Raw genomic sequence first — 12369 nt, 5'->3', positions numbered from 1 at the left:
TCCACTTCCCGGAATTGCTCCATCGTGGCGGATCGTATACTGCGCACGCAGTTTTTCGATGGCCACAGCTCTATTGCGAAGCCGGTCTCCGAAGGCACCGACATGTTCCTCGAACTCGACGGCCATGGCCCGCACTACGCGCAACTGATCCGGGCGCTCAAGGGCGCGATCCTCGACGGCCGGCTGGCGACCGGCACCCGCCTGCCGCCCACGCGCGAATTCGCCCGCGAGCTGGAACTCTCGCGCACCACCGTGCTGGCCGCCTACGAACAACTGCGCGCGGAGGGCTTCATCGAGGCGCATACCGGCTCGGGCAGCTACGTGGCGCCGCTGCAAATCGATCCACCGCTGCTTCCCGCCAAGCCGACGGTGGAGCCGCCCTCGCGCTACGCACAACGCGCCCGGCAGGTACGCACCCCGGGAATCGCCACGAAGCACCGTGGACTGCGCTACGAATTGCAGTACGGCCACTCGCAGATCAACCCGGCCCTGAGCGGCCTCTGGGGACGGGAACTGGCACGCGCTGCCAGCTACACCCCGCCCTACATCGCCGACATCCAGGGCCTGCCGGCCCTGCGCAAGCAGATCTGCGACTACCTCGCACACCGCCGCGGCATACGCGCCTCGCCGGACCAGGTCATGGTCGTCGCCGGGACCCAGCAGGCCGTGGCCCTCACTGCGCGCGTGCTGCTGGACGAGGGCGACGCGGTGGTGCTGGAGGAGCCGCACTATTTCAGCCTGTACCAGGCCCTGGTCGCGCACGGCGCACGGATATGCCCCGTGCGCGCCGACGCCGAGGGACTGGTCTGCACCGAACTGCCGCAAGTGTCGCCGCGCCTGGTCTGCGTGACGCCCTCGCACCAGTTCCCCAGTGGCGCGGTGCTCTCGCTGCCACGCCGGCTGGAACTGCTGCGCTATGCGGAGAAACACCATTGCTGGATCCTCGAGGACGACTACGACGGCGAGTTCCGCTACGACGCCCGTCCGCTGGCGGCCCTGCGTTCGCTCGACGAAGGCGACCGCGTGATCTACGTCGGCACCTTCTCCAAGGTGCTGTTCGGCACCCTGCGGCTGGCGTACGTGGTGCTGCCGGTGGCGCTGGTCGCGGATTTCATCAACGCCAAGTACCTCAGCGACATCGCCAGTCCGGGCATCGAACAGGCCGCGCTGGCGCATTTCATGGAGGACGGCGGCTTCGAGCGGCATCTGCGCCTTGCGCGCAAGGAACTGCAGGCGCGCCGCGAGGCATTGATCGAAGGCCTGCGCCAGCATGCGGGCGCGCGCGTAGAGATCACCGATCATCCCGCGGGCATGCACGTCGCGGTCTGGCTGCGCGGGTACGACCATGCGCGTGCCGAGGCCTTGATCGAACTCGCGCACGGGCGTGGCCTGGGCCTGTACTCGATAACCCCGCTCTACCTGAATCCGCCGGCACGCCCCGGCCTGTTGCTCGGCTACTGTGGCCTGCCGATCTCCACCCTGCGCGAGGCCATGCAACTGTTCGGGCAGTGCCTGGACGACATGGATGCGCGCCCGGCTTGAAGGTCCCTCGCACAGGGCACACTCCTGCGAAACAACGCCAGGCCGCCCTGTCATTCAGGCTCCGTCGCTGCATTGCAGCAGCCAGTAGCGTATCCTTGCGGGCTTTCCATCTCCCTGAAACACGCGCAAGGACATCCCCATGGGTCTGCACCTGGTTCCCGCCGGCCGCAACGTGCCGGACGAAATCAACGTCATCATCGAAATCCCCAAGGACGCCGAGCCGGTCAAGTACGAGGTGGACAAGGACTCGGGCGCGATCTTCGTCGACCGCATCCTGTCCACGCCGATGCGCTACCCGTGCAACTACGGCTACGTGCCGGGCACGCTGGGCGGCGACGGCGATCCGCTGGACGCGCTGGTGATCCTGCCGCTGCCGCTGACCGTGGGCTCGGTGATCCGCTGCCATCCGGTCGGCATGCTGAAGATGACCGACGAGGCCGGCAGCGACGAGAAGCTGCTGGTGATCCCGTCGCCCAAGGTGTTCCCGGGCTACGCGCACATCAGCGACATCAAGGGCGTGTCGCCGCACTGGCTGGAGCGCATCGGCCACTTCTTCGAGCACTACAAGGACCTCGAGAAGGGCAAGTGGGTAAAGGTCGACGGCTGGGTCGGCGCCGACGCGGCGAAGGCCGAGATCGCCGCTGGCGTCGAACGTTACAAGGCTTCGAAGGCCTGAAGCGGATTTCCAAGACCTGAGCCGGACAATTATCGCCGTGAGCGATTTCTGACATCGCGCAGGCGATGACCTGCACAGCGGCCAGCATGGATGATGGCCGCAAGAAACGGCGCGTCGCCCTGGGCGGCGCGCCGTTTTTCATGCGCTCACGGCCGGCCTGCTGCTTTCGTTGCCGAGCGATGCGCGACCGAACTTGGCCTTAGCCGATTGAAGAAAATTGGCTACGCGCCTGCCATATCGGCTCGCCTACTCTGCCGACCAGACGCTTTTGTAACGAAGCGTTGGCGTTTCAACAAACAACTCTTCACATGCCCGGCCGGACCCGCTCCGGTTGCGGCGGCTTGTTGCCTGCGGAGCAGTTCGATGACGACGACCGCACAGTTTCTTGAGGCCCGCACTTTCCGTTTGGCCTTGGCCATGAACACCCGTGCCAGCGGCATTTCCGGCAACGATCCATTGCCTGTCGCGTTTCCGTCGCGACGAATCGCCGGGATCCCTGCCGCCAGCCCTGATGGAAGCCTGCCAACCGCAGACCCGCGACCGCTGTCCGTTGCCATCAACGACTTGCCGGGGCGCATGCAAATCATTTGCCGCATGGTCGGTGGCGCCACGGCCATCGCACGGCACTGCGGCTTCTCGGAAGGCGCCGTGCGCAACTGGTGCCACGGCCGCAGCGACATCTCGCGCGAACGCTGCATCGTGCTGGCGCAGACATTCGGCATTTCATTGCGCTGGCTGATCGTCGGCGAGGGCCCGGTGAAAATTCCCGCGCGTGAAGACGCGGTGCCGGCGTCAGCCTCGCCACCCGAACCGGGAGAGGGGGCGGCAAGCACCCCACCACCGCCCCACACGGATCCGCAAGACGCAACCGGCACGGCTTCCATCGCCTCCGTCGATCAGACCCTGCTGGCCGCCGCGATGCAATTGCTCCAGTCCTACGTCGGCCTGGTCGGCGGCTCGCTGGACCTGCATCAGCGGGCCGACGCCCTGGTACGGCTTTATCACCTGCTCGGCCATGCCGGGGAAACCGGTCACGCCACACGCATGGTCGCCTTCCACTCCGTGCTCAACGGCTATTTCTGCAGCAGGAAATCGCTGATCGGCTAGGCGCCCCATCGCCGCGACCTTGCTCCATCCACGCGACAAAGCAAGCCCAACCTCGAATCAGATCCCGGAGGGGAACCGCATGTCCAGCAACAGCCATGTCAAACCATTCGATCGGCATTCTGCCCGCCGCATCGTGCCGCGTTCGACGCTGAGTGCGGCCATCGCCACCGTGCTGGGTCTGTACGGCCTGTCCGCACTGGTGCCCGCGCATGCGCAGGCCACCACCGGCACCATCTTCGGCAGCGCGCCCTCGTCCGGCGCCACCGTGCAGGTCACCGGCGGCGCGGGTTTCAACCGCACCGTGCCGGTCGACAATACCGGTCATTACTCGCTGACCGTGCCGGTCGGCGACTACACGGTCAACCTGATCCAGAACGGTGCCGTGGTGCAATCGCACAACAACGTCAATCCTGTTGCTGGCGGCGCGTCGGAAGCCGACTTCGTGCAGCCAGGCGGCAAAGACACCAGCACGCTGGGCACGGTGTCCGTGACGGCGAACGCGCTGCCCGCGATCGATGTGACCTCGACCAACCAGAATCTCACCATCACCTCGCAGCAATTGGCGCAGTTGCCGCTGGCGCGCAATGCGGCGGCCATCGCCCTGCTGGCCCCGGGCACCATCTCGGGTGCGTCCATGCTGGGCGGCGGCCCCACCGGTGAACCAGTGGTCTCGTTCGGTGGTTCATCCATCGTCGAGAACGCGTACTACATCAACGGCTTCAACACCACCGACCCGCTCAGCAACACCGGTGGCATCACGCTGCCCTACGGCTCGATCGACCAGCAGCAGACGCTGACCAGCGGTTACGGCGCCCAGTACGGCCGCTCGGCCGGCGGCGTGATCAGCCAGGTGGGCAAGAGCGGCACCAACGACTGGCACTTCGGCGGTCAGGTGCTGTGGCAACCGACGTTCGCGCGCAGCAGCGCCGACAACGTCTACTGGAACAATCCGCTGAGCATCCAGCCCGGCGAAGAGTACGGCAATCTCGAGTCCTACAACCAGCGCGACAACAGCTGGAACACGGTCTACGACGCCTACGTCGGCGGCCCGCTGATCAAGGACACGCTGTTCATGTTCCTGTCGGCCGAGTCCGACAAGACACAGGGCCAGACGATGGGTAACGTCAATGACGGCAACATGTACTACTACAAGGACAGCAACCCCAAGTTCTACGGCAAGCTGGACTGGAACATCAACTCCAGCAATATCCTGTCGTTGACGGGCATCTACAACGCGGCGGAATACGACCCCGGCGAGTACTACGCCTACGACAACAATACGAAAACGACAGGCGCTTTCCAGAGCCTTGGTCAGCGTACCAAGAACGCCTTCAAGATCTGGATCGGCAAGTACACCTCGTACATCACCGACAACCTGACGCTGAACCTGATGTTCGGCAAGATGGATGGTTCGTACTACACCGCCCAGCCCGCATATCCGGGCTACGATCCGACGGCGCCGTATATTGGCCTTATCTCGCTGGAGAATCCGGCGTACACCCCCAATGGCCCGGTACACAGCCAGAATCTCAACACCGGCATTGCCAACCCGCAGCACAAGTCGGAGGTGCGCAACCTTCGCCTCGATCTCGACTGGAAGTTGGGTGATCACGACATCCAGTTCGGTATCGACAATGACACCGATATCGACAAGGACGATGGCACTGCGATGACCGGGCCAGGCTACGCCTGGTTCTACGGCCAAACCGGCTCGGCCGATGCCTACATCATCGGGACGCCGGGCGGCTCGGGTGCCTATGTGGGAGCGGGCTCGCCGTGCACCGTTGGCGGCAAGCCGGTCGGCTGCTATGCGTACAAGTACATATTCACCACAAGCGCGACGGTGCAGGTGACGCAACGTGCGCAGTACATCCAGGACAACTGGCAAGTCACGCCCAACTTCCTGCTGAACCTCGGCCTGCGCAACGACCAGTTCACCAACTACAACTCGGTGGGCGCACCGTATCTGCGCCTGACCAAGCCACAGTGGGCGCCGCGCATCGGCTTCAGCTGGGACGTGTTCGGCGACTCCACCATGAAGGTGTTCGGCAACGCCGGTCGCTACTACCTGGCCATGCCCACTTCTGTGGCCTTGCGTGAGGCCTCCGCCCCGACGTACACGGAGCAGTACTACAACTACTCGGGCATCACCGGTTCCGGTCTGCCGATCAATCCGACCCCGATCGCGACGAACCTGCCGAATGGTGTGAGCTACGTCAACGGCGAAAACGGAACGCCGATCGATCCCAGGCTGGTATCGGCCCAGAACCTCAAGGCGGAGTATCAGGATCAGTTCGTCCTGGGCATGCAGCAACAGATCGACCCGGCATGGGTGTACGGCGTCACCGGCACGGTCAACAAGCTTGGTCGTGCTATCGATGACACTTTCGGCAGTTACGAGGCCAACATCATCGAAGCGGCGGCGGCGGCCCAGGGCGTCACCATCGACCCGAGCGACATCCTCGGCAGCATCCTGATCAATCCGGGTGCCGCCAACACCATAACGATCCCGAACGGCAGTGGCGGCTACAGCAAGGTAACCCTGTCGAACGCAGCGCTCGGCTTTCCGAAGGTCAAGCGCAATTACTATTCGCTGGAGCTCTATCTGGAGCATCCGTTCGACGGCAAGTGGTTCGGCAAGGTCGACTACGTGTTCTCGCGCAGCTACGGCGATACCGAGGGCCCGGTGCAGTCCAGCATCGGCCAGGGCGGCAGCTCGCAGTCGATCACCGAGCAGTGGGATTTCTGGCAGATCATGCAGTACGCCAATGGAGACCAGCCCAATGACCAGAAGCATCAGTTGAGGCTCTACGGCTCGTACGCGATCACGCCCGAATGGAGCGTCGGCGGTACCTACCGCATCGCCTCGGGCACGCCGATTTCCTGTCTGGGTCTCTTCGGCCCCCAGCAGTCCGATCCGCCGGCTGCCATCGGCTCGCCATACGGCTCGTCGTACCACTGGTGCAATGGCATGCCGACGCCACCCGGCTCCACCGGCTTCACGCCGTGGACGCACCAGTTGAACCTGCAGGTGGACTATCGCCCTGCCTGGGCCCAGCACAAGCTGGACTTCCAGTTGCAGGTGCACAACGTGTTCAACGAGCAGAACGTCACGCAGTTCTACGGTCAGTACAACAACGGCAGCAATGCGGGCTCCTATAACCCCGGGTACCTGCTGCCGTTCAGCCTGGAGAACCCGCGCTACGTATCGTTCGGCATCACCTACGACTGGTGATGCAGCCGCGCAGAAACGCAGTTTGCCGCCTCGCGCCAGTGCGGCGGCAAACCGCATGACCTGCATTGCTCCAGGCGCTTTGGAAGCACCTGCCAAACCGGCGCATACTCCCGCAAACGATCCCACGTCCGCGACCGAACGCCCGGGAAGACAGCCATGTTCCTCGAACTCGACGGCAAGGGCCCGCATTACACGCAGCTCATCCGCGCACTGAAGCGGGCGATCCTCGACGGCCGCCTCGCAGCGGGAGCCCGCCTGCCGCCCACTCGCCTGCTCGCACAGGAACTGGAAATGTCCCGCACCACCGTGCTGGCCGCCTACGAACGTCTGCGTGCCGAAGGCTTCATCCAGGGCCGCGCCGGTGCCGGCAGTTACGTGTCAGCGCTGCACCTGGCCCCCGTGGCCACGCTCCCGCGCCAGGCAATCACACCACCTTCGCGTTACGCACGCCGCATACGGCACATCGACGATTTGCGGCCAGCACAGCAGCACTACGACAAGCGCTACAACCTGCAGTACTGCAACCCGCTGGTGAATCCTGCCCTGAACGGCATCTGGGGGCGCGAACTGGCGCGTGCGGCCACCCACATCAACCTGGAGGAAACCAGCCCGCAGGGCCTGCTGGGCCTGCGCCAGCAGATCTGCGATTACCTGGTGCGTCGACGCGGCGTGGTGGCCGCGCCGGAGGATATCCTGGTCGTCAATGGCACGCAGCAGGCGTTCTCGCTGACCGCACGCGTGCTGCTGGACGAAGGCGACAGTGCCGTACTGGAAGAGCCCCACTATTTCGGCGTACGCCAGGCGCTGCTTGCGCACGGTGCACAACTGCATGCCGTGCGCACCGACGGCGAAGGATTGGTTTGCGACGAATTGCCGGCGGTCGCGCCGCGGCTGATCTGCGTGACGCCATCGCACCAGTTCCCCAGCGGCGCCACGATGTCGCTGCCACGCCGGCTGGAACTGCTGAGATACGCGGCGGAGAACCGCTGCTGGATCCTGGAAGACGACTTCGACGGCGAGTTCCGCTTCGACACGCAACCGCTGGCAGCGCTGCGTTCGCTCGACGAGGGCGATCGCGTGATCTACGTCGGCACCTTCTCCAAGACCCTGTTCGGCGCGCTGCGACTGGGCTACATGGTGCTGCCGACGGCATTGCGCCGCGACCTCGTCACCGCGAAATACCTCAACGATTTCGCCTGCCCAGAGATCGAACAGGCGGCGTTGGCACACTTCATGGAGAGCGGTGGTTTTGAACGCCACCTGCGCCTTGCCCGCAGGGAACTGAAGGCCCGCTACACAACGCTGGTCGAAGCCCTGCGGCAACATGCCGGGGATCGCGTGGAAATCGTCGACGCGCCCGCGGGCATGTACGTGCTGGTCTGGTTGCGCGATTGCGACCACGCCGGCACCGAGGCGTTGATCGCCCGCGCCCGCGCGCATGGCCTTGGCCTGCATCCACTGGCCATGCATTACCAGCAGCCGCCCCCCAGGCCCGGCCTGATGTTCGGCTATGCGCGCCTATCGGTGACGGCGCTGCGCGAAGCCGCGCAACTGTTCGCCCGCTGCCTGGACGAAGCAGATTGGCAGGCGACTTCGGCCACGCATTGGCGCGTTGCTGCAAGACTCGCCGTGTCCTGACAACCGGGCGCCGTCACCCGCTGCGCTTTTGCGGCTTGCGTTTCACGGAGACTGCACCGCCGGTCACACCGCGTTCCCACGGCGGCGGATCGCCCAGCTTCTCGACCAGGAAATCCACGAAGGCGCGCACGCGCGGCGGCACCAGCCGGCGCTGTGGCGTCACTGCCCAGATACCGCTTTCGGGCAGCATGTATTCCGGCAGCACCACTTCCAGCCGGCCCGCGGCCAGCGCCTCGTGCACGTGCCACAGCGAATGCACGGCGATGCCCTGCCCGGCCAGCGCCGCATCGCGCACCGCTTCGCCCAGCGTGGTCTCGAAACGCCCCTGCACGCGCACTGCATGCCCGTGCCCGCGGCGATCGGTGAAACGCCACACGTCCTGGCCGGACAGCAACACGCATTCGTGCCGCGCCAGGTCGGCGAGCGTGCGCGGGCGGCCGTGCCGGCGCAGATAATCCGGCGAAGCACACAGCACGCGCCGGTTCGCGGCCAGCTTGCGCGCGACGAGGCTGGAATCGTTCAAGGCACCGATGCGGATGGCAAGGTCGTAACCGGCACCCACCACGTCCACCATCTCGTCGCTGAGGTGGGCGAACAGGCGCAGCTTCGGGTGGCGCGCCAGGAATTCAGGCAGCAGCGCCGAGATGTATTCGCGGGCAAACGCGGCTGACATGGTCACGCGCAGCGTGCCGGCCACGTCGCCTGCGCTCTGGCGCAGGCCGGCGGTCAGCGCGTCCAGATCCTCCACCAGCGCGCGCCCCTGCTCGGCCAGCAGGCGGCCCTCCGGCGTGGGATGCAGGCGGCGCGTGGTCCGCTGCAACAGCCGCACGCCCAGTCCGCGCTCCAGTCGCTGCAGGCGTTGGCTGGCCGCCGCCACCGAAAGATCGAGGCTGCGCGCCGCGGCGCTGATCGAGCCCTGGTCCAGCACGCGCAGGAACAGGGCGAGGTCGTCGAGACGATCCATGATTTTCAATGAAATGTTGAAAATGAATAGCCATCTTGGTGGTTTCTACTGACAGTGCAAGTGCCTAGGCTGGACGCATTCCATCGCACCGAATCATCCTCATGGCCCCCATCCGCACACCGCCGGCGCTGTACGCGCTGGCCATCGGCGCCTTCGGCATCGGCACCACCGAGTTCATCATCATGGGCCTGCTGCAGCAGGTATCCGCCAGCCTTGGCGTGAGCATCGCCAGCGCAGGGCTGTTGATCTCCGGCTATGCCTTCGGCGTGTTCGTGGGCGCGCCCGCGATCACGCTGGCCACGCGCCAGCTGCCGCGCAAGGTCGTGCTGCTGGGGCTGATGGCCATCTTCACCCTGGGCAACCTCGCCTGTGCATTGGCGACCAGCTACGCCGCGCTGATGGCTGCGCGCGTGCTCGCATCGCTGGCACACGGCAGCTTCTTCGGCGTGGGCTCGGTGGTGGCCATCTCGCTGGTGCCGGAGCAGCGCAAGGCTTCGGCCATCGCCACCATGTTCAACGGCCTCGCGCTGGCCACGCTGGTTGGCGTGCCGGCATGCGCATGGCTGGGCCTGCACTGCGGCTGGCATGCGGCGTTCTGGGCGATCACCGCCATCGGCGTGCTGGCGATGGCGGCGCTGGCTGCATGGTTGCCGAACACGCACGACGCGGTTGCGCCGGTATCGCTGGGTACGGAATTGCGTGCCATCGCAGGTGCGCCGGTACTGATCGGCCTTGCCACCACGGTGTTCGGCTTCGCCGGCGTGTTCGTGGTCTATACCTTCATCCAGCCGTTGCTCACCCACGTCACCGGCTTCGGCGAGGCGATGGTGTCGCCGATCCTGCTGGTGTTCGGCCTCGGCATGGCCATCGGCAACCCACTGGGCGGCAGGTTCGCCGACCGCAACCTGTCCAACGCCCTGGTCGGCACGCTGGCCGCGCTCGCCGTGGTGCTGCTGGTGTTCGGCTTCGCCATGCAGATGCGCTGGACCATGGTGCTGTCCACCGGCCTGCTCGGCATGGCGATGTTCGCCACCGTGGCGCCGCTGCAGATGTGGATACTGCGCCGCGCTTCCGCTGCCCCGAGCCTCGCCTCCAGCCTCAACATCGGCGCGTTCAACCTCGCCAACGCGCTGGGTGCATGGCTGGGCAGCGAAGCGGTGGCGCGTGGCGCAGGCCTGACCTCGCTGCCGTGGATCGCGGCCTTGGCCACCATCGTCGGCATCGCCTTGGCGGCTTGGGCGCTGCGCGGCCATCGCGCTTCGCAGGCGGCCACGCCCTGCACACAGGCATGAACCTATCCTTCCCCCATTCCCACGGAGCCACGCCATGAAAGCCGTCGCCCTCACCCGCTACCTGCCCATCGATGACCCCGAATCACTGGTGGATGTGGAATTGTCGAAACCCGTGCCGGGTGCGCACGACCTGCTGGTGCGCGTGGAAGCGGTGTCGGTGAATCCGGTCGACACCAAGATCCGCGCGCCCAAGCCGCAGGTGGAAACACAGCCGAAGGTGCTGGGTTACGACGCGGCCGGCGTGGTCGAGGCCGCGGGTGCCGGGGTGCAGGGATTCAAGCCCGGCGACCGCGTGTACTACGCCGGCGACGTCATCCGGCCAGGCAGCAACGCCGAATTCCAGCTGGTCGATGCGCGGCTCGCCGCGGCTATGCCACATTCGCTGGACTTCGCCGGAGCCGCCGCGCTGCCACTGGTGGCGATCACCGCATGGGAGCTGCTGTTCCAGCGCATGCCGTTCGACAGCGAGCACGGTGGCAATGGCAAGTCGCTGCTGGTGATCGCCGGTGCGGGTGGCGTGGGCTCGATCGCGATCCAGTTGGCGCGCCGCGCGGGCTTCAGCGTGGTCGCCACCGCCTCGCGTCCCGAGACCATGGACTGGTGCCGCGCGATGGGCGCGCAGCATGTCATCAACCACCGTGAACCGCTGGCGCCGCAACTGGCCGCGCTGGGCTTCGAACAGATCGACGCCGCACTCAACCTCGCCGACACCGACCGCTACTGGGACGATCTTGGCGCGCTGCTGGCGCCACAGGGCCATGTAGGCCTGATCGTGGAACCGAAGGGCGCGTTGCATATCGGCGATCCGTACAAGGCCAAGTGCATCGGCATCCATTGGGAATTCATGTTCGCGCGAGCGCGCTTCAAGACGCCGGACATGGCCGAGCAGGGCCGCATCCTTGGACGCGTGGCGCAGCTGGTCGACACCGGCGAACTGAAGAGCATCCAGCACGAGGCGCTGAATCCGATCAACGCAGCCAACCTGCGCGAGGCGCATCGCCGGCTGGAATCGGGCGCCAGCATCGGCAAGCTGGTGCTGGCCGGCTGGTGAAGCGGCTGCGGGCAGGCGCAGGACCCATCGGCACTCAGGGCATGGCTCGCGCGTAGGAGCGCACCCTGTGCGCGAACGGCTCTGGCGCCGATCGGGGCAAAAGCATTCGCGCACAGGGTGCGCTCCTACAGCGCAGGTGAATCTCAGCCGCGCTTGCGCCCGTTTTTCTTCGCGCCCGCATGACCGCCGTGGACGGGCGCCGGCTTGGCCGGCTCGCCCTTCTTGCCCAACTGCTCCAGCAGGGTGTTCATGTCCTCGGCGTGTTCCTCCTCCATCGCCAGGATGCTTTCCAGCACGCGGCGGGTGGTGGGGTCGGCGCTGCCCACGTAGTCGATCATCTCGCGGTAGCTGTCGATGGCGATGCGCTCGGCCACCAGGTCCTCCTTGATCATGTCGACGATGTCCTCGCCTTCCACGTAGTCGGAATGGCTGCGCGTGGCCAGCCCTTCGGGCGAGAAATCAGGCTTGCCGTCGAGCTGGGTGATGCGCTCGGCGATCAGGTCTGCGTGGCCCTGCTCCTCGTTCGCATGCTGCAGGAACTCCTGCTTGATCGCCTGCGAATGGATGCCCGAGGCCATGTAGTAGTGGTACTTGTAGCGCAGCACGCAGACGATCTCGGTGGCCAGCGCGTGGTTGAGCAGCTTCACCACGCTGGCGCGGTCGGCCTTGTAGCCGGCGGTCATCGCGCCCTTGTCGATGTCCTGGCGCGCGCGCTTGCGGATGGCCTCGATGTCGCTGACGAAGGGCTTGGCTTTGGACATGGTGGAGACTCCTGCCGGATCGATGCGGCGCGCGAAAGTCCCGCCAGCCTAGGTGCACGCACGAAAAAGCCGGGTGAAGGAATCACCCGGCTCCGTCGGTTCC

General features: G+C 65.8%; 9 protein-coding genes. 7 read left to right on the top strand and 2 right to left on the bottom strand.

The window, feature by feature from the left end; all coding sequences use genetic code 11:
• Positions 1 to 24: 24 nt before the first annotated feature.
• The 5 genes from pdxR (ABQJ54_RS17720) to pdxR (ABQJ54_RS17700) all read left to right on the top strand — a co-directional run bounded on the left by pdxR (ABQJ54_RS17720) (position 25) and on the right by pdxR (ABQJ54_RS17700) (position 8198).
• Positions 25 to 1542, top strand: coding sequence for a MocR-like pyridoxine biosynthesis transcription factor PdxR (gene pdxR, locus ABQJ54_RS17720; RefSeq protein ID WP_367855645.1), 1518 nt, complete (start codon positions 25 to 27; stop codon positions 1540 to 1542).
• Positions 1543 to 1681: 139 nt separating this feature from the next.
• Positions 1682 to 2218, top strand: a complete 537-nt coding sequence (gene ppa / locus ABQJ54_RS17715; RefSeq protein ID WP_367855644.1) for an inorganic diphosphatase — start codon at positions 1682 to 1684, stop codon at positions 2216 to 2218.
• A gap of 363 nt (positions 2219 to 2581) precedes the next feature.
• On the top strand, positions 2582 to 3325 hold the full coding sequence (locus ABQJ54_RS17710; RefSeq protein ID WP_367855643.1) for a helix-turn-helix domain-containing protein: 744 nt from the start codon (positions 2582 to 2584) through the stop codon (positions 3323 to 3325).
• Positions 3326 to 3404: 79 nt separating this feature from the next.
• Positions 3405 to 6560 (top strand): TonB-dependent receptor plug domain-containing protein, encoded by a 3156-nt coding sequence (locus tag ABQJ54_RS17705; RefSeq protein WP_367855642.1) that lies wholly within the window; start codon positions 3405 to 3407, stop codon positions 6558 to 6560.
• 156 nt (positions 6561 to 6716) lie between these two features.
• Positions 6717 to 8198, top strand: a complete 1482-nt coding sequence (pdxR, locus tag ABQJ54_RS17700) for a MocR-like pyridoxine biosynthesis transcription factor PdxR (RefSeq protein ID WP_367855641.1) — start codon at positions 6717 to 6719, stop codon at positions 8196 to 8198.
• A gap of 13 nt (positions 8199 to 8211) precedes the next feature.
• Here pdxR (ABQJ54_RS17700) and ABQJ54_RS17695 read toward each other — a convergent pair whose 3' ends face one another.
• Positions 8212 to 9162 carry a LysR family transcriptional regulator gene (locus tag ABQJ54_RS17695; RefSeq protein ID WP_367855640.1) on the bottom strand — a complete coding sequence of 317 codons (951 nt, stop codon included), beginning with the start codon at positions 9160 to 9162 and terminating at the stop codon, positions 8212 to 8214.
• A 101-nt stretch (positions 9163 to 9263) separates the two neighbouring features.
• On the opposite strand from ABQJ54_RS17695, the gene ABQJ54_RS17690 reads away from it, so the two are divergent.
• Together ABQJ54_RS17690 and ABQJ54_RS17685 are read left to right on the top strand one after the other, a co-directional pair.
• Complete coding sequence (locus tag ABQJ54_RS17690; protein WP_367855639.1) at positions 9264 to 10454, top strand: MFS transporter; 1191 nt, start codon at positions 9264 to 9266, stop codon at positions 10452 to 10454.
• 34 nt (positions 10455 to 10488) lie between these two features.
• Positions 10489 to 11505, top strand: coding sequence for a zinc-binding alcohol dehydrogenase family protein (locus ABQJ54_RS17685; protein ID WP_367855638.1), 1017 nt, complete (start codon positions 10489 to 10491; stop codon positions 11503 to 11505).
• Between the two features lie 143 nt (positions 11506 to 11648).
• Here ABQJ54_RS17685 and ABQJ54_RS17680 read toward each other — a convergent pair whose 3' ends face one another.
• The gene (locus tag ABQJ54_RS17680) at positions 11649 to 12266 is read right to left on the bottom strand and encodes a ferritin-like domain-containing protein (RefSeq protein ID WP_367855637.1); all 618 of its coding nucleotides are present in this window, start codon (positions 12264 to 12266) and stop codon (positions 11649 to 11651) included.
• Positions 12267 to 12369: the final 103 nt, after the last annotated feature.

This window comes from Rhodanobacter lycopersici, from assembly GCF_040812335.1.
GTDB classification, from domain to species: domain Bacteria; phylum Pseudomonadota; class Gammaproteobacteria; order Xanthomonadales; family Rhodanobacteraceae; genus Rhodanobacter_A; species Rhodanobacter_A lycopersici.
Note: the sequence above shows the minus strand (reverse complement) of the source record. Positions and strands in the feature narration are given on the sequence as shown.